The following is a 21,203-nucleotide window of genomic DNA, read 5'->3' as shown; positions in this document are numbered from 1 at the left end:
TGCCCCCTGCATTCGGCTGTGTTGATCTCGCTAGGTCTCGATAGGCGCCGCTCACGAACCTGAGGCATGCGGAACGAGCGGAGTTTCCCAGTGCACGATGACATACCTCACGCTTACCCAGGCCCAGACGAAGGCAGCCAAGAGAAACACGGCCTCAAGGCGCCGTTTTGTTTGTCTCGCAGGACATCTCAAATCACCTTCACGCAGAGGCGTTCGAAGCAGCGAGTAACTACTTAAAGCCAGCGCGGCAACAAATACGCCGCTGACAATTGCAAACACAAACGATTCTAACGGAAAGATTCTCACGAGTAACGAAAGCGCAAACAGCTTGGCAAGAAAGAGAGCGCCCAGGCTGACCTCTCCGGCCCCTTCTGTCAGATAGTGGATGACCCATGCGAGCATCTCCATCCCCGCAGTCAGCGTGGCAATCGGCAACGAAACGAAATAAAATGGAGGACGAAGCAATCGCTCCGTCCACGGCGAAGGCGCCGATACACGTTTTAGGCCGACAAGTACGAGTGATAAGAGGAGCAGCGCTATCAACGGTGTCCAGTACGCCAACTGCCGCGTCAATTCTCGTAAAAGCAACTCCCGCTCTAATTCTCCTGAAAACATGGCAGCGATCCTTCTTCTACTTCGTCTATCGATGCGCGACCATCTTATGCACGCAATGATAAAAGCGCACGGCGCCTTCGTATCTCCTGAAGCTGAGAAAGCCGATCTTCGGCTTGGCGTCTGGCATTTGCATCGCAGACTCCGGTCGCGACACCATTACAAGCAAGCTGCCGAAAGTGAGAACCAACATCACGCGATGCAGCCAAGACAATTCGAAGATCCATGTAGCGTGTGCTCATGAAATGAACGATGACGTATCTGAGGCTAAGCCACGTCCACACCAACGCACATGCGAGAAGAAGGCCTTTGAGCCGCTGTCTCCGCTTGTTCTCGACAAAGCCTTCGCGATCGCTCGAAAGCTCCCGCTTTAAGGCAGAGAAACTGACAAATCCGGAGACGCAAACCGTACAGCCTGACACCAAAGCGATCACTGTTTCCTGAGGCCAGATCAGAGGCAACCTGAACAGCAACAGCACCAAGGCTAGAGGCCAGAGAGATGGCTCCACGAGGGCGAAATAGGCGTAGAGGGAGACAATGACGAACAGAAGACCTTCGAGCCCCGCGATCAGCGTAACGACCAGAATGGAGATCAAGTAGAATGGGCAGCTTCTCAAATTGCTGCGTCCACATCGATCGCCGCATCCACGCCGGCGGCGATGGCGCCAACTTGAGCGCGGCCGTCCCGAGTAACATCAGGACAAGAATGGCCAGCGGAGCCCAATATGCCAGTTCAAGAACTTCTCGTGGCCAAGGCTTCATCGGCCGACATCTCTACTTTGTCGAAGACCATCTACCGTTCTCGCATTTCCGATCTCAACAGTATCCAGACTCATTTGAACAGTCCGATTCCTGCGATTCTTGCTTTCGAGGCTACTGATGAACGAACTGACGGACTGCTCACGCTCAATCTAACCCGGCGGGTTGATGGCGAGATCAAGCGTCGCTCGCCATTGGTTCGCCTTTTCAAAGATTGAGGAAGTCGCCTTGTTTGGGATAGATATCCGAAATTCCGAAGGACTGCAGCCGAGGCATTGGCGAAATCGGCTTCTGAAGTGTCCCAAACTCGAAAAGCCGACATGTTCTGCGATCTCTTCCAAGGAGACCTCTGTTTCGGTCAACAGTCGCGCGGCCGTCAGCACTCTGCGATTTGCGACAAAGGCATGCGGCGATACTCCCAAGGTTTCCTTGAACCGACGGCTGAAATGGGAGAGGCTTATCCCCAATTCGGACGACAAGCGCGCTACGGACAGATCGCCGCGAATGTTTTTGTCGATGAATTTTACGAGATACTCCGATTGTTTTCCATCGAGCCGCCTGACCGTCCGACAGGATCCTGAAGCAGATATTTCGATCACCGGCTTATCTCTCCCTCAAACTCTCCTGCTTGTACCGCAACAATGGCGACAGCAGGTATTCGATGATGCGGCGCTGTCCGGTCTTGATCTCCGCCGTCACCGCCATGCCCGGCGCGAGGTCGACCATACGGTCTTCGACCTGCATTCTGGTTTCGTCGAGGGCGACGCGCGCTGAATAAAGTAATTCCTGTCCCGGCGGTTCGCTCGAGCGCGCGGTCTGGCCTGACTGGCGCTGCGCGTCCGCCTGCGCAGTCGCTTTGTCGCGCGCGATGGCGTCCCTTGAGACGCTGACGACCTTGCCGTGCAAGAGGCCGTACTTAGTGAAGTTGAACGTATCCACCTTGATTTCGACCGGATCGCCGTCATGGACGAAGCCGATGTCGTTGTTGAGCACCATGGCCTCAACCTCGATGTTCGCGTCGGCCGGGACCACGACCATCAACGCCTGAGCCGGTGTCGCCACGCCTCCCACGGTATGGATGGCGAGCTGCTGCACGGTGCCGTCCATCGGGGCGTGCAGGATCTGGTCCTGCATCTTCTTCTCGGCCTTGATCAGATCCTGCGCCGTTTGCGCAGCCTTCTGCTCGGCTTCGGCGAGATCGGTGACGATGCCCCGCGCATATTCTGCGCGGGTCTGCTCGCGGCTCGCCTCCAGGGCCTTGCGCGCGGCCTGGATTTCGACGGCATGCCGGCGCTGCGTGATCAGTTCATGGTTCTGATCGCTGAGGCGAAACTGCGCATCGAGATGGGCGATCCGGTTGCCGTACTCGATCTGCATCGCCTTTTTGCGGATGTCGGCTGTGTCGGCCAGATACGGCAGCCCGGCTTCGAGCTTGTCGATTGCGGCGCTGATGCTGTCGGCCTCGGCGTCCTTCTGCGCAATCTGCTGATCGAGGGCGGCGATCTTGGCAACCTGCTGTTCGGCTTGCGCCGCCATCGTCGCCTCGGTGCGCGCCACTTCGTAGGCTGGCGCGCCGGGCGGCGGCGTGAAGTCGACCGGCGCGTAGCCGTTGTTGAGGCCCGCGCGCAAGGCAGACAGCCTGGCGGCATCAAGCCTCGCGCGCATTAGATCGTACTGGGCACGGTCACGGTCGGCACGGCTGGTGGTCTGATCCATTTCGATCAGGACCTGCCCTTCGGTGACCCTGTCGCCATCGTTGACATGAATCGCGGACACGATGCCGGATTCCAATGGCTGAATGACCTTGACCCGGCCGGTCGGCACCACCTTGCCCTGCGCGGTCGCGATGATGTCGATGTGGCCGATGCAGGCCCAACCGACCGCGATCACGAGAAAGCCGGCAAGCGAAGCCGCGACTGCCCGCGGCAATGGCGACGCCGGCGTCTCCACGATCTCCAGCGCGGCTGGCAGGAATTCGAGGTCGTCGCGGCCGCGGCGCAGCGGAACGACCTTGGCGGAATTCGGTTCAGCCGGCTTCATGGAGCCCTGCCTGCAACCGGTGAAGGTTGGCATAACGACCGTTGCGACGCACGAGCTCGTCGTGGCTGCCGTCCTCGACGAGACGCCCTCGCTCCAAGGTCAAGATGCGATCGGCGCGCCTGACCGTCGAAAGCCGGTGGGCGATAATCAGCACGGTGCGTCCCTGCGAGATCTTGCGCATGTTGTCCTGGATGATGCGCTCGCTTTCATAGTCGAGAGCTGAAGTCGCCTCGTCGAAGATGAGGATGCGGGGATTGGTGACGAGTGCGCGCGCAATCGCGATGCGCTGGCGTTGACCGCCGGAGAGGCTCGCGCCGCGCTCGCCGACCATGGTGTCATAGCCTTGCGGCAGTTCCAGGATGAATTCATGCGCGCCGCCAAGCTCGGCGGCGGCGATGACGCGCTCCATGGTCATCGCGGGATCGGTAAGCGCGATGTTGTCGCGGATGGAGCGGTTGAACAGCATGTTCTCCTGCAAAACAACGCCAATCTGGCGCCGCAGCCAGGCGACATCGACGACCGACAGATCGACGCCGTCGACAAGAATGCGTCCGCTTTCCGGCACGTAGAGCCGCTGCACCAGCTTGGTCAGGGTCGACTTGCCGGAGCCGGACGGGCCGACGATGCCGATCACCTGGCCGGGTGGAACCTGCAGATTGACCGCATGCAGGGTCTCTGGCCCGTCGAGCCGATAGCGGAAGGTGACGTGATCGAACGTGATGGCGCCACGGATCGCAGGCAGCGCGGCGCGGCCGGGCTGGTTCGCCGGCTCCGGAACGGCGTTGAGGATGTCACCCAATCGCGCGATCGACAGACGCGCCTGATGGAAATCCTGCCAGAGCTGCGCGAGCCTGAGCACCGGCTGTGCCACACGCCCGGACAACATGTTGAAGGCGACCAGCTCGCCAACGGTCAGGTTGCCGTCGATGACCAGCCGAGCACCGAAATAGAGCGTCAACGCGGTCACGATCTTGCTGACAAGCTGCACGCCGTGGCTCGCCCAATTGCCGAGCGTCAGCACGCGAAAACTCGCCCCGACATAGCCGGCAAGCTGCTCCTCCCAGCGCCGCTGCATCTGCGGCTCAACCGCCATGGCTTTGAGCGTCTCGACGCCGGTGACACTTTCGACGAGGAAGGCCTGGTTCTCCGCGCCGCGGTTGAACTTCTCATCCAATCGCGCGCGAAACAGCGGTGTCACGCCAACGGAGATCGCCACATAGGCGGGAAATGACCCGATTACGATCCAGGTCAGCACCGGCGAGTAGTAGAACATCACCGCGAGAAACACGATGGTGAAGAACAGATCGATCACCAGCGTCAGCGCCGAGCCGGTCAGGAAGTTGCGGATGTTCTCCAGTTCACGCACTCTGGCAACGGAGTCCCCCACCCGCCGAGCACCGAAATACATGATCGGCAGCGCCATGAGGTGGCGATAGAGTCGCGCCCCGAGCTCGACGTCGATTCTGTTGGTGGTGTGTGCAAAGATGTGAGTGCGTAGCGCGCTCAGTAGCGTCTCAAAAATCGAGACCGCAACCAGACCAAAAACCAGGACATCGAGCGTGGTAAGCCCGCGATGCACGAGCACCTTGTCAATGACCACCTGGAAGAACAATGGCGTGATCAGGGCATAGATCTGAAGACAGAAGGAGGCGACAAACACCTCTGTCAGCAGGCCACGATATTTGTGCATCGCCTGCAAGAACCAGCCGACGTCGAACTTGCGGACCAACTCTCCCAGCGACGCCCGGCGCGTCATGAGCACAAGGCGACCGCTCCACGTGGCCTCAAACTCTTCTCTCGTCGTCAGGATTGGCCGCCCGCTGACGGGATCATGCACGAGCACCTTGCCGTCGGCGAGCCTGGCCAGAATGGAAAACGAGCCATCCTTGTTCTCTGCGATGGCCGGCAGAGCGGCTTTTTCGAGTTGCGGCCAATTCTTTGCGACGACGCGCGCCTTGAGCCCAAGCTCCTTTGCGCAACGCAAAATCTCCGTCGCGCCGCAAGCGGCGCCACCCATCGATGGCGAAGCTGATCGGCATCGGCAGGGATGCCCAAGAACCGTAATAGCAGAACAAGGCACGCCAGCCCCGAATCTACATCTTCAACCGAGGCAGACGACATTCCCAACGCAACCAGCAATAAACGTTAAAATTGTAGAAACACTCTGAAACAATTTACGTGAAGGTTCCATGACAGCGCGTGAAAGTTTTAATGACGAGGTGCTGCACGAAAAACGAGTGACGCGCGTCGTATGACACGTCAGCGAAGCGGCACTCGCGCGTCCACAATTGGTGATCGAGATTTAGGCGGAAAGAACGCGCCTTACACATCTTCGCGGCAAACGCGCGCTCTTCCGGCCCCACCACTTCCGTGTATATTGCGGCCGTCTTCACGGTAACGCATACGCTATATGATGGGAGCCGTCAGGCGCCTATGGCGTTGCCCGGCTGCGCTGTATCTTGCGCGACACAGAATCTGCACACAAGAAGATGCAGACACGACACCAGTTCGTTAGCGCATCTTCGATTTTGGTCGGATCGCAGCGTGCGACGAAGCCGCCTCGAGCTAGTCCATTCCTTCATCTCACCCGCAATATGTCATTCGCCAACTGGAAGTCGTCGGGCTTGCCCTTGGCGATGGTCCTCACCCCTTGATCGCGCAACTCCTGCCGCTTGTTCTTGATCCGGCCGTCCTTCTCGTCCTGGCCGAAATCGTAGATCAGGAGAAAAACGTGAGGGTGGATCGATAGCTTCAGTTTCCCCTCTGCAACCTGCCTGACGAGGTCATCGACCCGCCTGGCCGGGCTTTGGCCGCTGATCTCCACCAGATTCCTGCAGACGCTGACGTAGGCATCAATCAGGCTTTGCCGGTTCTCCTTGGCCTGAATGAACTGCTCGTACTTCCTGATTTGAGCTATCATGGCCGTGGAACGTGGGAGAGACGGAAGGTTCTTCTCTCCCTTGGGAGGCTTTTCCAGGCTCCACAATTCGGGATTGTCCGCGCATTTTGCCTCGCAGAATACCAGCTCCGCTCCGCCCGGTTTTCCCGAGGTTGTCGCTTACGTCCCGTTGTTTGAAGCTCTGGCCGTGAAGCGCAACACCAACGTCGTTGATCTGCCGTCGCAAGCCGCGGCCCAATCTGCGCGCCACATTCCCTCGCAGGCCAACCGGCATGAATCAGCACGGGCGACGGCTCGAAGCGCGTGAGGTACAACTCGACATCGCCGCGCTCGACTAATGACCGGACTTGCCACAGCGGCCCCACGGCAATGCCGAGACCCTGCACCGCGGCCGCGTTCGCGGTGGCCGCTCCGCTGGTTCGAACTCGACCCGCAACCTTGATGGTCTTCATCCGTCCCTTCGCTGGAAACGGCCAATCCAAGGTCCTTGTTGACGTTCGCACGAACCTCGTCCGCGTTGAAATGAACCGCGTTGAGGCGTGGCGCCAACGCCTTCGCCAGCGTCGTCTTTCCCGTTCCTGGCAGCCCCATGATCAAGATCTTACGGTACACAACAATGTCCTTGCGATTGCAGGACTGGCCCGTGATTAACGCTGAGCTCGTTATCGACGCCCTCCGAGCGGGGGCGTGTAAACGGTCGTCGGGCGGTACGGTATGACCGAGTTGCCGAAGTTCTTGCCGTATTGCTGCTGCACGCCCGGAATGTTCACCACACCGGTCTTGGTGTCAGGCGAGTTCGCATCGAGCGGCGGAATGTTTCCGATCGGATTGGCTTCGTCGACCTTGCGCTTGAGTTGCCGGTTGAGGCGCTCCAGCGTGCGGCCATCGTTGCCTTTCGCGGCCGCGCCGCCCTGGTCTTTCAGATCGCTGCCTCTCGCGGCCGCGCTGCCCTGGTCCTTGGGAGCGTTGCCCCTCGGCGGAGCCGGCTCAACCGTGATCGGAGGCAGCGTGGTTTGGGCATCGGCGTGATCTGGCATCACTGCCGACAGCATCCCGCCCGTCGCAATGACGATCGCCGTTCGCACAAGAATCCCCACTCTTGCTCTCCGAACTGCATCGGACATCATCAGCGCGCGGCCCTCACCTGCATTACGAGCGCGCTCAGCCTGGTGTTGAGCGCGGCCAGGTTAACGTGTCCGATCGATGGAGAGCCCAGGCACCGGCGCCGGCACACGCTTCCTCCGGGCTCGCCGAAGCTGGCAACAGGAACGTCTCCGGTCACCCGAAAGCCGCGGGCCGCGAGCTTGGCGCGCACCGCGAGGCAATAATTGACAGATAGATAGGAAAACCGCGTCTCGCCGTGGCCGGCCCGATACTTCATCACGGCCGTGCAGAGATCACCGCGCGCCAGCCGCCAAGCCTGTGCCAGATAGGTGACGCCGTAATGGATGTTGGTGGTGGGTACGGCGAGATCGGCATTCGTTCCGCTGAACCCCAGCATGCGCGCGGTTGAGGGCAGGATCTGCATCAGGCCGATCTCGCCGACGCCGCCGATCGCAGCAGGATTATAGCCGCTCTCCACCGCCATCACGGCTTCGGCAATCTCGGGCGCAAGCCCGGTCCGCGCAGCTTCGTTCGCAATCAGACTGCGATAGTCCGCACGTGCGTCGCCCCCCGGCGAAGCTCGTGCATCTCGTTTCTGCCCCGGCGTTTCGACGCTCGCCGTGTCGGTGACGGCCGAGACTGACACCGGCGGCGATTGCGCCGCTGCCGGCTCCGGCAAGGCAACGCCCCACGCAGCACCAATGGCAGCGAATGCGAGGCTCGACGGCAACCAGGTGCGACGTCGCCGCTGCAGCTTCTGCCTCGCCATCCTACTTGTCCCCCGCCGGCTGTTCCTTCGGCCGCGGCGAGAGCCGCAGGCGCAAGGGCTGGAGCATATCCGCCGGCGGCACGCCAACATCGCCGCGACCGAGCAGCGCGCGCAGAGTGGCCGCGATCGCGCTGTCGTCGAGACCGTCAAATTCGATGCGCTCAATCCTGCCGTCCGGTCGTATCCAGGTCCGCGCGATGACCCGCTGCGCAGATGCTTCCGGTCCGCCGTCTCGTTTCATCATGTAGTCCCGAAACTTGCGGGCTTCTTCGTCGTCGCCTGCAAGCCGATGCTCGAACTCGCCTAGCAGGAGTTTGGCAAATGCCTGCCACGCCGCGGGCGCCGCGGATGCGGGCCGATACTCCGTCTGCTGCGCCATTGCGCAGGAGGTCGAGAGGCCGAAAGCTGCACCAAACAGGCCCCCTGCGGCGCCAAGCGAGCGAAAGAAACGTTTAAACAGATCAGGGCCACTCATCTTTTCGGTTTGCCGTCATTCGTCTTCGAAGAATCGGTGTCCCCCTTTAGAGGACTGACGCTGTTGTCTGACGAGTCGCCACCGTAGCCTTCGATTTCAACGATGAGAATCGAAGGCCGATCGTTGTTGTTTTGCTGAGGCAATCCTGTCTGCTGACTGGCCGCGGTCGTATTGGACGCGGTCGTCAGCGCTCCCACGGGAGGTCCCTGAACGGTCGGGATGCCGACCGAGGCACCCTGAACCTGAATGTTACTGGCGTTGACAATCTGCAGCGCCGCCAGCGTCACGTTGCCAGACACGCGGATGCCGGCGTCACCCGCGTCGATGGTGCCGTGCGGCGCGAACAGGTCAACGTTGCCAGGTTGCACGCCCGGCACGCCGATCAATGTCGCGATGCCTGCTCCGGTTTGCGGTGTGACCGGCGCCTTGGTGACATTGCCGTAGGAATCGAGCGTGAACTGCGGCGGCGAGGTCACAAGCGATGTCTTTTTGCCCTTGCCGGCGTTGAGATCGCCGTTGGTCGAGAACATCAAAATGTCACCACCGAGTTCGGTGAACGTGCGCGATTGCGCCACGATCACGTCGCGGTCGGTATAGGTGTTGATGCTGCCACCGCGCAGGGTCAAGAGACCCGGCCTCGCCGTGTCGATCTGGCCGTTGAGATCCGGAGTCTGGTTCTCGATGCCGAGCGTCACGCTTCCGCCCGGGGCCAGAATGTTGATGCCACCGCCCGCTTCGGTGCGGATGCGGGCAAGCTGATAGAGCGACAGATCACCCCGATAGGCTGTGGTCGGCGTACCGATCGTGCTGCCGGGGAACAGGGTCTGGATTGCCTTGTAGGCACGGTCATAACCCTTGCCGCCGGCGCCCTGACCGTTCGCGGCCGCCTCGCCGCCGGCCTTGAGTTCGGCGAAATAGACCTGCTCGACGAACGGCAGCTGCTCGTTCGGCGACAGCGCGCGGAAGTCAGCCAGCGCCTGGGCGGCGGTCAGCGCCGGGTTCTGCTCGCGCTGGCGCATGTAATCGACGAGATCGCCGGTATGGTTCTGGAGCACGCCGGCGGCGTTGGCCGGGTCGAGATAGGTCGAAATGAAAGCCACGAGGTTCGGGCCGTCCTTGCCGACACCGACCGCCACGTTGATCGATGCGCCGGTGGCCGGCAGCAGCACGTTATCCAGATTGCCGATGCTGGATATCCCGATCCCCGGCGTGGAATTGGGCGTGGGCGTCTGGATCGTGATATTGCGGCCGGCGATCACATCGAGATTGCCAGGACCGGCGATGCGGACGTTGAACCCCCTGCAACTCGTCGCCGTCAGGCAGCTCGACATGTCACGGCCGGCCTGCAAGAGAGAGACGTCGGTCGCGAGATTGTTCTGCAATTCGAACGCCGGGTAAAGAATGTCGAGCCCGGCACGGACATCGGTGCGCTTGGATGTCGCGAGCGTAACGTTGGTTACGCTGCCAAGCGCGTAGACATGAACCGTCCGTGCGTCGTCCGGTTGTAGCAGGTTCGATGCAGATGCCGTCGCCGCCTGATCGGCGAAATTGACGATCGTTGCGGCATAGGAATAGTAAAACGGCGCCACGCTCTCCATCGGCACGATCCCGGTCATGCTGATGCCGGTGTTCTTGATGTCGACGCCCGCGAGCAGGTTGATCTGCGCCGTCGGTGCCGGCAGCGCGATAAGGAGGGGCGAAACGCCGTGCAGCGGGGTCGAGATCGAACCGGTGGCCGCCACGACGTCCGTGATGGCGGGAACGTAATCGCCCCCGAGGCTCACGTCGCCGCTCAGCGCCAGCACGTTGAAGGCGGTGTTCGCCGTGAAGCTGGAGAAATAGCCGTAAGGAAGCGCCAGGTTGAACTGTGTGGTGCAATCGAGTCCGCAATTCTCCAGGCCGATCGGCGGAAATCTGCCGGTCTGAACGACCGAACGGGTCGGATCGCCAACCAACAGGTTGAGCGACCTGTCGGCGACGGCAGACACTTGCGCGTCGCCGACCATCAAGTTCACGACCGCGGTCGTGCCGATCATCGTCGCCCGCACCGTGCCGGCAAAGCGGCCGGCATCGATGTTGCTGTTATCCAATGCGCCACCGACCGTCAGCAGCAGATTTCCGCCGCCGGTCTCGCCGCCCGTGGTGGCGACGACATCCTGCAGGCTGGTCGCACTGGCGGGCGCGCGCAATGTCGCCGGCGCGCTGATGTCGACGTTGGACAGATTACCGCCGACGCTGACGCTGACATTGCCGCCGCCCAAGGCCCCCATGCCGCGATAGGCCGCAACGTGGGGCGCCTGGTCTACATAATTGAAGAGATCCGGAGCCGGATAGTAGGTTCCAAAATTGATGAACGAGGTGCCGTTGGCGACGCCTGGACCGGACGTCTGGGTCCAAAGCCAGAACGCATCCGACGCGCTGCCGGCATAAGCCGTCCCCGTGCCGTTGGCATCGGGTATCGTGACCTGGGCGCTCGTCAGATTGCCTTGGACCAGAACCTTCAGATTGCCGCCCTTTTCCGGATAGCTCGGATAGAGCCCGCTCGAGTTCGGCGCGAGGTAGAGCGTATCCCAGTTCGTGATCTGGTATGTGTTGGGGTCCACATAGTAGCCGAGATAGTTGTAAGGGACTCCCATATAGTCGGCGACCAGCGAGTTGTAGGGCACTCTTGTGGGAGAGGTGAATCCCGCCACGTCCGAGGACGGCGTGCCCGCGGTATAAATGCCAAACGGCGTCGCGAGCGTGACGTCGCGCGCCGCGACGACGTCGAGATCGCCCGTGCCGGTGCGCAATACGCTCGGGATCAGAATGCCGCCCACGTCGAGGTGCGGGTCGTTGAACTGGATCGAGCCGGTATTGGCGGGCAGAAGATTGCTGGCGATGACGCCATCCGGATCGGCGGCAGCGAGGTTCGCGCCGGCGACCACCCGCAGCGTCGCCGAGCGCGTGCCTCGCGGCAGCAGCGGGGCGAGCACGAAGATATTTCCGTCTGGAGTCGTCACCGGCGCGTCGAAGCCGTCGCTCAGGCTGCCGTTGAACAGGATATTGCCGGCCGCGCGCAGCGTGAGCACCATCGGCCCACCCTGCCCGACCATCGGTTCGCCGCCGTAGTAGCGGTAGACATGCAGATCGATGCCGGTGTTGATGCTCGACGGACTTTGCAGCAACGTCATATCGCCCGAGCTCTGTAGTTCAATCCCCGGCATCAGATGGAAGCTGGCGTTGCTCGCGATCGCGCCGATGGCAGCCTTGATGCCTGACGCATTGTTCATGTAGGCCTGCGCATCGGCGTCGGCCACGGGGATTGCCTGATCGACATATGGATTGGCGGTGATGTCGTATACCCTCACCGCCTCGGCATCGATCTCGCGGGCGCCGAGCACCGTGACGCCGGCGTCGCTGATCGCGACACCCGCTACACCGCCGATATTCGTGCGGGGCGCGCGCAGCCAAACCTTGCCGCCATTCTGGGCGACATTGAAGCTGCCCCCGGTGACATCGATTGACGAACCGGCAGCGAGCGTCAGCGTGCCCGCGCTGTTGCTGGCGATGCCGAGGAACACATTGCCGGCATCGCCGGCGGCCGCGTTGGCGCTCGCCTTCAGCATCCCCCGGACCATAAGATTATGGCCGGCGTTGAGGCGGATGGAGCCGCCATCCGGCCCGCTCGCGTCGATGGTGCCGCTGACGGTGATGCTGCCGGTCGAGGTCGCGAGCTCGACATTATGGGCCGTGATGTTGCCGACACCGATATCGCCGGCGGCGAGCGTCAGCGCCTGCTTCTCGCTGAATCCCCGCACCGCGGTCAGCAGCGCCCCGGCATCGCCCGAGGCGAGGTTCATGGAGACCTGCGCCCCCTTGTAGCCCGCGACCGCGGCGACATTGAAGGCGCCGTCGAGTTGCGTGGTGCCGCTGGTCGCGATGATGTTGAGCGAGCCGGCGTCGCCTCCCTTGCTGGAATCGATAAGGTCGACCACGGGGGTCCTGGTCCGATCAAGCCTGGAAAGATCACCGCCGCTGAGGTCGACCAATGCGCCGGCCGCGATCGCGACGTTGCCGGTCTGCGATTGCAGATTGACGGTGCCCCCGGGCGCGATGCGCACCACGTCAAAGAATGGCACGACTGCGCCCGAGACATCGGTGACAGATCCCGCCGCCAGCGTCACGCCCGATGCGCCGTTCAACGTGATGATGCCCGACGGCAACGAGATGTCCGTCGCCTGGGTGATCGTCGTCGCATTCACGGTCAGATGCGCCCCGATCGACTGCACCTGGGCGATCGCGGCCACCGCCGGCATCGGCAATCCCAGGAACGCAACCGCCCCGGTTGCGTTCAGGCTGGTGTCGGCTCCGGCATTTGCCGTCACCAGCGGTGTGCTGATCGTGACGGCGCCTGTCGCGCCGTAGATGCCGATGCCGTTGCCGATCAACCGGTTCGACGCGTTGAGCATCACGCTGGAAAAGCCGCCGAAGTTGAGACTGCCCGCGCCCAGGGTGAGCTCCGTTGCATTCAACGCAAGCAAGCCCTGGCCTGAACCTGCGGCGGCGACCGCCGTGGCGGCCCCGGTGAGCGTCAATTGCCCCGCGGTAATGCTGGCGGTGTCGCCTGCGGCGCCGAAACCCTGGATCACCGGAGCGGCAAGCGTCAATCTGGCGAGCGACGGCCGGCCGGTGGCCGGATTGATCGTGCCGAGCACGCCGGATCCGTAGACATTCACCGCCTGCCCGGCGCTTAGCGTCAGCGATGTGGCGGGAGCGATGCCGCGGGAGGGATCGCCATGGGTCAGCGCCCCCAGCAGCGCGGGCGTGAACGTAATGCCGCTGGTGCTTTGGCCGCCGATATTGATGATGGGCGCCGCGACGGTGATCGAAGCAGCCCCAAAGGCCGCAGTGCTATCGAGGCTGAAATTCGACGTGTTGGCCAAAGTGAGGCTGCTTCCGGCATCCACCCGCGCGCCCGCGCCGATAACCAGGCGGCTCGGGGCTGGCTGTGAGGAGGACGTCAAATTGACCCGCACCGGCGTTGGCGCGTTCGACGCCATCAGGAAGGCGCCGTCGGTCAGCACGATCGAGCCGAGCGATTGCCCGCTCTTCGGATCGGTCGGGAACGCGTCGGGAAGCGCGCCGGCTTGCGTGGTGTCGATCACCGCGCCGGGATCGAGCGTCAATGTGCCGGTGGCCCGCAGCATGATTTCGGGCGCCGCCAGCACCGCATGCGCGCCGATCTCGACGTTGCCGGCTTGCTGCGTGATCAAGATCTGGTTCGGGTACAGGTCCGGAATCCGGCGCACCCCGCCGATCAAAACGCTTTGCGCGCCGATATTGTTGATGAGGGCGTCGGAGATCCCGATGAAACCGGCGGTCGCGACATCGCCGCTGCCGATGACTTCCAGGTTGCTGCCGGTAATGTCGACCTGACCGCCCCGACCGCCGCGACCGTACGAAAAGTCGCTCTCGCCCTCGAAGGTAATCGCGGTCAGCGCGTTGAGCACGAGTCGGCCGGCATCGACCGGGAGGCGCGGTGCGGCGGTATTGGCTGCGGTCGCCTGCGACTGGAAGAACTTCGTCACCGTGGTTTCGGAATACTGCGATTGCTGCCGCACCACCGCCCCGGGCGTCACGATGAAGGTCGAGGCCAGCGCGTCGCGGATCGCCGTGTTCGCCACCGCGCGATAGCCGGAGACATAATACGCGCCGTTCGGCAGTGCCTGATTGGCAGCGACCTGAGAGGGCGCAAGGTTCGACGCGGCGATGGTGACTTCGAAGCCCCCCGGCAGCAGCGCGTAATGCCCCGGCAGCAGCGTGTAGTAGCCGGCAGCCAGCCCGGCTACTCCGCTCAGATAAACCTGGTCGCCCACCTTCAGATTGACGTTGGGCGCGACCACGCCGGGATCGCCGTTGCTGGAGGCGATCAGAGGCGAGCGCGGCGCGTAGGCGGAACCGAGGCTCGGCAGGATCGCGAAGGTGTTGACGCCGTTCAGCGTGTCGACCGATCCGCCGGCGCCGCTGACGAATTGATAGCCGTAGAGATCGCCGCCCCCGGACTCGTCGATCTTGGCCTTGGCCTTGCCGTTCGCCGCGCCCGCCACGTTCACCGACTGTCCGTAGAACGAAATCAGCTTCTCCGGCGGAACCACCAGGGCGTTCGGTGTGCCGGGGCTGTATTGATCATAACCGTAGATGTAGAGATTGTTGCCGAGCGGCGAACCAAAGGGAATCAGCGCCCCGTCGGCGGATACCGAGGTGATGCTGCCCGGGAGTAGATTGATGTGGGCCGCGGTGGCGGGATTTGTTGGATCTCCGAAGATGATCTGCCCCATCGGCGCACGCAGCACCCCGCCCTGATCGATCGTCGGTGCCATCAACTGGACGATGCCCGCCGCGGACAGCGGAACCGGCGGCGTGTCGGCGCCGTTGCGCGCGATCGCGATGACACTCGTGGCACCGGTTGCCGCGATCAGGAATCTGCTTTGGGACGGCGCTCCGTTTAGCGCCGTCGCAGGCGTACTGGTGGTCGGATAGATTTGTGCCGAGATGAAATTCAGGTTGCCCAGCGTCGCAAGGATGCTGGTGTTGAGTGTAGCTCGTGCGGCCGGCACCAGCCGGATATCGCCCCGGCTGTCGAAGGTGATGTTGGCGAAACCTGGCAGCGCCACATCGACGTAGGGGCTGGCGCTGTTCGGCTGATAGCTATACGCCGCGCCGCTGCGAAGAACGCCCTCGATGTCGATCAGGCCGGCATTGACCGTGAGGTTCGCGGTGCCGCGGAGGAGAGCGAGGCCCGGATAATACGATGTGGAATTGCGCTGGCCACCGCCGATGTCGACATAGGCCGACGTGAGTTGCACGTTGGCTCCTGGCGTGGCGCTGATGGTGCCCGCATTGATGGTGAGGCTGCGACCCGCGTAAAGATTGACATCGCCGTTGAAGATCACGGCGTCGAAGGCACCAAGCGATATACCGGAGAATCCCGCCCCGGCGATCTGGTCGGCGCTGACCTGCAACTGGCCTTGCAGCGCCGCGGGAACCGCGTCGCCGAGATGGAGGCCCGCTGACGTGGATTGCATGTGCTGGGTGAGGATCAGTTCGCCGACCGGCTGCTGGTAGGTGGTGATGACGTACGGCTCCGCCCAGATGGTCTGGTCGATGGTCAGGCTGCCGCCGGCAGACGCCGGGCCGCCGCCATGCGCCAACAACGTGCCATCGAGCAGCAATCCTTGCGTGGCGAGAATGTTGACCGAGCCCGCGTCGGTCGCGACCGGCGTCGTTGCAAGCTGTGGCGACATCCCGCCGCGTGAGGTGACTGCGATCGCTCCGGCCGCGCCGGATACGTCGATCACGGATCCCGCTTGCATGACGATCGTGCCCAGCGGATCGAATCCAGGCATTCCACCCGGGGCCGTCGAAAGCGACGGGTCGCCCCAGTAATGATTGGAAGGATCGCCCCACCACTCGTATCCGGCATAAGGGTAGGCCGCCGGATCGGTGCCATTCTGATTGATGTTGACGCTGCCGCCGTTCCAGAGGCGGTAGCCGGGCTGGCCCGTCGCGTCCGCGAAGGTCTGGATCAGCCCTGTTGCCAGCAAGCGGGCGTTTGGCCCGATCCACAGCGTCTGCGCGGGATCGTAGGGTGCGGCCGGAAAATAGAAGCCCCGGCTCACCGGTCCATAGAGATCGAGATTGATCGTGCCGCCCGGGGCGTTGATCACACCGTCGATGCTCAATTGATGACTGGCATGCAGGCTCACGACCGCACCCGGGTCAGCGTTGATCTGCGCGCCGGTGCCGATCGAGAGGTTGCCGGCCAGCGGATCGACGGCGCTCAGCATCAGATTGACCGGCGGCGCGTTCTGAAACGAAGGCGGCGTGCCGAGCGCGAGTACGCCCGAGATGTTCGCGCCGGTGGGCGCGCTCAACGCCGCCGCAGTCGGAACCAGGGTCTGCGCGTGCAGTTCGAGATCGGCGCCCGGCGCGACGGCCAGGCTCCTGTAGCTGACGAGCCGGTATTGGCCGAAATCGCCCGGCGCGAAAAAGCCGGGATCGAGCCACAGCGTCGTTCCGTCCGCAGGATCGCTGCCGCCAATCCGAATGTCGGGGGCCGCGATTGTCAGGCGGCCGCCGCCACCGAGACCGTGCGCGCGCAACGTGCCGCCCAGCACAACGCGGCCGGGGTAGATGATCGGATCGCCGCCGCTGTCGCCCTGCACCTCATAGTTGCTGACGATTGTGATGTCGCCACCTTTTCCCACCGGCAGACCATGGGCGTCGGTCTTGAGCTTGCCGTTGGCTTGCAGCCAGCCGCCGCCGGAGGCGTCGATCAGCGCGCCGTTCGCGGTCAGCACACTGCCCTTGGCATTGAGCGTGACCTTGCCACCATTATAGAGCAGCGGGGCGCCCGACGACGGATTGAGCGCGTCATTGGTCCACAGACCGGTGACATCGATCACGCTGCCGGGCCTGAGCACGATATCGCTCGGCGTGCTGCCGAGCGACGCGTCGAATGCCACCGAGCCGGCATGCGCAATCAGTTTGCCACCAATGGTGATGTTTCCGCCGGCGGCGAGGTTGATGGCTCCGCCGTCGGCCACCTCGAGGGTTGAGCCCTGGACCAGACTGACGTTTCCGCTCGTGATCGTGACGCTGCCGTATCGGGCGTCGTCGAGGGCCTTGGCGGACAGAAACAGTGTCTGCTGCCGGTCCGGCGGCAACAATGTCGCGGGATCGCGCGCGCCTTGAGCGTTCACGCTGCTGACGGCAAAGACATCGACCGGCGCCGTCACCGTGGCGCCGATGACGACATTCGCCGGGATCACCAAGCCGTTGCTGAAGCCGACAACCAGCCCACCGTTCTGCGCCATGTTGCCGGCCGTGCGCTGATAGAACCCGTTGACGGCGGTCGCATTCACATCCGCATCGATCTCCGCCGCATGCGCGGCGACGGTGAAGGTGCCGGCCGACTTGCCCTCGATGTAGGCGGCTTGATGGCGCGTGCTCCCGAACGGGCTCAAATAGGTCTCGCTGATGCCCCAATGCGAATGGTTTACAGTGTACCTTCCAGCGATGCCGACATAGGTCATATCGGCCAGAGCGCTGTTGATGTCGTAGATCCGCCCATCGGAGCCGATGAGGCGCGTGTTCGGCAGATCACCGGCTTGATGATCGAGCGAGCCGCCGGCGATGTTGATCGACGCGCCAGGCCGCAGGATCGCATCGCCGGTGGAGAAAATGCTGACCGAGCCGCCCGCGGTCAGGCGCTGGTCGAGGGTGCGAGGAGTCAGACCAAGCCAGCCGGAGACTTCAAGCAGTCCGCCGGCGGTATAAACGCGATCCGTGCCAACCCGATTGAGATCGTGAACGTTGACCCACACGTCGGTGCCGTAAAGGATGCCGCTGCGATTGAGCGGCGAATCGCGCAATTCGTTGGCCCGCACATTGACCAGCACGGCGTCGGCGGACGCCGCCGTCGCAACATCCTGTAGGCCGCTGACGTCGATCGTCACGCCATCAGCGACGTAGACGCGGCCGGCATCAGGCACGGAACTGAAAGAGAACCCACGGGCGGCCGGGTGACCCTGCACGTAGACTTGGGTGGGATCGCTGGACGCGTCCAACCCGACGAGACCGGACGGCGCCAGGATGCTGGCTCCCGCGAGCACATTGATGGTCTGGCCTTCGGCCCGGAACGCCGACCTCTGCTGCGGTTGCCCGTCGAGCGCCGTGCGGCCGTTCTCCTCCGGCAGGATCGCGGTGACGCTGCCGGGTGACAGTTCCACCGTGCCGAGCCGGGTCGGCAGCACGTAGTAGGTGAGGACGGTGTAATTGTCGGTATAGATGTTCAGCGAGTTTGATCCGTCATGGGCGATCAGGTTGATCGATCCGGCTTCGTCGACCGACGTAGTGGCGGTCAGCACACCCGCCTGCTTCACGTTGATCCCGACCAGCGAAATGTTGCCGGTCGGCGCGCTGATGTAACCCTGGCTGGTGTTGGTCACCGACCCGCCATTGAGCAGATTGATCTCGACGCCGCGGACATGTGGGTCGGTGCTTTGGGTGATATAGACGGCGCTGCCCGCGGCCAGCACCGTCTGGCCATCCGGCGTGACGATGGTTCCGCTATTGCTGACGTTGTTTCCGAACAGATAAACGCTGCCTCCCCCGGTCGTCACCGATTTCGGCGGCGCGGTTCGTATCACGGCGCCGGCTTCAACCGTGATGTCGCCCGCCGGCGCGCCTGCGCTGGAAAAGATCGGATCGGAAATCTTCTGGTGCGCGATGTCATAGGGTTGCGCGTTGACGATGCCAGTCAGGAATTGCTGGTCGGTGATGCCCAGGGTCGAGGCGACCAGCGAACCGACGTTGATCTGGCTGGCGCCGCCGAAGATGATGCCGTTCTGATTGATCACCAGCACCTGTCCGTCGGCCCTGATGTTGCCGAGGATCTGGCTCGGGCCAAGATTGCCGGTCACGCGGTTCAGCGCGACCCAGTCGGAGTTACCGTGCTGATCGAATGTCAGCGTGGTATGGGTTCCGACATTGAACGTGTTCCAGTTGAGGATCGCCTTCGCCGCGGTCTGGTTGACGTCGACATTGATCTGGCCGCCGGTTCCAGCAGCCTGTGTCGGCGCGTTGGCGCCGCTCCAGCCGGCGACCGGATTTGGCACCAGCCCGCCAGGCGTCAAGCCGTTCGGCACCACGACCTGCGGCAGCGTCGTGGAGCGTTGCGCCGCCTGCGCGGCCGCGCGCGCCGCGGCCTGCACGGATTGCAGCGACTGCAATGCCTTGGTGGCGCGTGCCATTGCCTGCTGGGCGTTCTGGGCCGCCTGTTGCGCCTGCTTGGCTGCGGCCAGCGCCGCGTCCGTGGCAACCGCCGGCGCCGACACCACCGCGCCGGTGCTGCTTCCCCCGACCGTGACTGCACGCGCGCTCGGCAAGGCGATCATCAATGCGAGCACACTCGTGCCGGCAAGCCATGCGCCACGCGACAGCCGCAGGTGCGACTGTTGCGCCGGTACGGTGTGCCTCGACACTTGCTTGTTGCGTGGGGCAATGCGGCGACGGCGAAAGGAGCGGCTAAGGGACATGCGATTTCCTGACGATGAACTGGCGCGCGCGGGCGCGTGATTCGAGTGACCGGCGAGCGTCCGTTCAGGGTGTCGGCATCGCGGGACGCTCAGCTTCCGGACTGCTGCTTCCGGTCGGCGCGGCGTCTGACTTGCTTGCCGGCGCCGGCACCAATTTTGGCAACTCTTCACGCAGATAGACGATCAATTGCTGCACCAGATGGTCCCAGATCTCGACCTGCGCGCGCAAATGGGCCGGCGTCACGCCGCCCGCCACCGAGACGTCGAGTGACAGCACCAGGAACGGGTGACTGAGTTGCAGACGCGCAAACCGGCGCGTGGCGTTCCACCGGTTGATGACCTCGAGCGGCAGCTCGCCCTGAACCTGCAGCACCGCGGTGAAGGCCATATCGACGAAGGTGTCGTCGCTGGCGAGCCGATTGCCGGGACGAAGATCGAACGCAAGACCCGCAGTGGCGGACCGCAGATAGGCGAGATTGGCAACGGGATCGTTCACCGTCTCGATGCGATAACCGGCCTGCTGCAGGATATCCCGCAGGCGCTCGAGCGAGAGACTGGCAATGAAATCGGACATGATGGGCTCCATTCAGGATTGGGTGATGTCGGAGGGCGAACGGGCGGTCGCGGCCATGGCTAGTGCACCCGCTGGCGGGCCAAGGTGACCGCATCACCCGTTCGTGGTGTCGCTTCGGTAGGCAACCAGGCATCGGACCGGGAACGAACGGATTCCAGTCCACTCCCGGCGTCCACCTGCAGCGGATACGTCGCGGCCGAGTCCGCCTCCGGGTGGAGGCGGCGCAGGGCTCCGACCAGCTTCGGCAGGGGATCGTCCCTGAGCCAGTCGCAGACGGCGCGCATCATCAGCAGATGACGGCTTGTCGTTCTCCGGAAGGGCAAATACGCCCGTTGATCGGAAGGAAGAAACCCACTGCGCCCTGTTGCATGTCCGGCCACGAACTTCGCTTCGATGCGAACCACGGGATCATCGGCTTTGCGGCCGGGCCGGTCGTCGACCGCAAGCTGGTCCAGTGTGCCGCAGACGTCGTCGACCAGCATGCGAAGATGGCGATGGGCTTCGCTGCCCTCGGCCAGAACATCGGCCAATTCGACGCCGTCGCCCAGCAGCAGATCCGCCTCGACCGCAAGACACAGCTGATCCGAACCGACCGGCAAGTGCACCAGCTTCTGGATCTGCCAGTACGTCACTCCGCTCCGGCACTCCGCCCCGTCATTGAGCCGCAGGCTCGACCTGAGCGTCAGACGCTCGACGCCATCCGCATTCCTCGCAATCAGGTCTCCGAACTGCAGCACCACACTGCAGCCCGGAGACAGCGAATGGTTACCCGCAGGCGAACTCGCCACACAGTGATAGCCACAGGCATCGAGCACGGCACGAAGCCGCTCGACGGTCAAAAGCGGCGCAGTCCGCACAGCCGCACGCATTGCCGGCACTGACATGACAGG

The 21,203-nt window shown here is 63.2% G+C and carries 13 protein-coding genes and 1 pseudogene; 1 reads left to right on the top strand and 13 read right to left on the bottom strand.

From position 1 onward, the window contains the following. Positions 1-51: 51 nt before the first annotated feature. Positions 52-615, bottom strand: coding sequence for a hypothetical protein (locus tag ACP2YP_RS16300; protein WP_426425321.1), 564 nt, complete (start codon positions 613-615; stop codon positions 52-54). 44 nt (positions 616-659) lie between these two features. Further along, positions 660-1,208: a hypothetical protein gene (locus ACP2YP_RS16295; protein ID WP_426425320.1), complete on the bottom strand. Its 549-nt coding sequence runs from the start codon at positions 1,206-1,208 to the stop codon at positions 660-662. A gap of 129 nt (positions 1,209-1,337) precedes the next feature. Here ACP2YP_RS16295 and ACP2YP_RS16290 point away from each other — a divergent pair, with 129 nt between their 5' ends. After that, entirely contained in the window at positions 1,338-1,589 is a 252-nt protein-coding gene (locus tag ACP2YP_RS16290; RefSeq protein WP_426426490.1) for a hypothetical protein, read from the top strand. Here ACP2YP_RS16290 and ACP2YP_RS16285 read toward each other — a convergent pair. The 11 genes and pseudogenes from ACP2YP_RS16285 to ACP2YP_RS16235 form a co-directional block, all read right to left on the bottom strand. Then, a complete protein-coding gene (locus ACP2YP_RS16285; protein ID WP_426425318.1) occupies positions 1,524-1,970 on the bottom strand; it encodes a helix-turn-helix domain-containing protein in 447 nt (148 codons plus the stop codon). The genes ACP2YP_RS16290 and ACP2YP_RS16285 overlap by 66 nt on opposite strands. 4 nt (positions 1,971-1,974) lie before the next feature. Then, on the bottom strand, positions 1,975-3,411 hold the full coding sequence (locus ACP2YP_RS16280) for an HlyD family type I secretion periplasmic adaptor subunit (RefSeq protein WP_426425317.1): 1,437 nt from the start codon (positions 3,409-3,411) through the stop codon (positions 1,975-1,977). Further along, a pseudogene (locus tag ACP2YP_RS16275) lies at positions 3,398-5,532 on the bottom strand (type I secretion system permease/ATPase). Before ACP2YP_RS16275 ends, ACP2YP_RS16280 begins: the two are co-directional and overlap by 14 nt. A gap of 457 nt (positions 5,533-5,989) precedes the next feature. Then, entirely contained in the window at positions 5,990-6,397 is a 408-nt protein-coding gene (locus tag ACP2YP_RS16270) for a hypothetical protein (protein WP_426425316.1), read from the bottom strand. 72 nt (positions 6,398-6,469) lie between these two features. Then, complete coding sequence (locus ACP2YP_RS16265) at positions 6,470-6,901, bottom strand: AAA family ATPase (protein WP_426426170.1); 432 nt, start codon at positions 6,899-6,901, stop codon at positions 6,470-6,472. Between the two features lie 71 nt (positions 6,902-6,972). After that, entirely contained in the window at positions 6,973-7,407 is a 435-nt protein-coding gene (locus tag ACP2YP_RS16260) for a hypothetical protein (RefSeq protein ID WP_426425315.1), read from the bottom strand. A 29-nt stretch (positions 7,408-7,436) separates the two neighbouring features. Further along, entirely contained in the window at positions 7,437-8,183 is a 747-nt protein-coding gene (locus ACP2YP_RS16255) for a lytic transglycosylase domain-containing protein (protein WP_426425314.1), read from the bottom strand. A 1-nt stretch (position 8,184) separates the two neighbouring features. Further along, the gene (locus ACP2YP_RS16250) at positions 8,185-8,562 is read right to left on the bottom strand and encodes a hypothetical protein (protein WP_426425313.1); all 378 of its coding nucleotides are present in this window, start codon (positions 8,560-8,562) and stop codon (positions 8,185-8,187) included. Between the two features lie 92 nt (positions 8,563-8,654). Then, positions 8,655-19,739 carry a filamentous haemagglutinin family protein gene (locus tag ACP2YP_RS16245; protein ID WP_426425311.1) on the bottom strand — a complete coding sequence of 3,695 codons (11,085 nt, stop codon included), beginning with the start codon at positions 19,737-19,739 and terminating at the stop codon, positions 8,655-8,657. 64 nt (positions 19,740-19,803) lie between these two features. Further along, complete coding sequence (locus ACP2YP_RS16240) at positions 19,804-20,313, bottom strand: YbjN domain-containing protein (RefSeq protein WP_426425310.1); 510 nt, start codon at positions 20,311-20,313, stop codon at positions 19,804-19,806. A gap of 59 nt (positions 20,314-20,372) precedes the next feature. Further along, positions 20,373-21,197 (bottom strand): hypothetical protein, encoded by an 825-nt coding sequence (locus ACP2YP_RS16235; protein WP_426425308.1) that lies wholly within the window; start codon positions 21,195-21,197, stop codon positions 20,373-20,375. Positions 21,198-21,203 lie beyond the last annotated feature (6 nt).

The sequence above is a fragment of the Bradyrhizobium genosp. A genome (assembly GCF_049949275.1).
Classification (GTDB): domain Bacteria; phylum Pseudomonadota; class Alphaproteobacteria; order Rhizobiales; family Xanthobacteraceae; genus Bradyrhizobium.
Note: the sequence above shows the minus strand (reverse complement) of the source record. Positions and strands in the feature narration are given on the sequence as shown.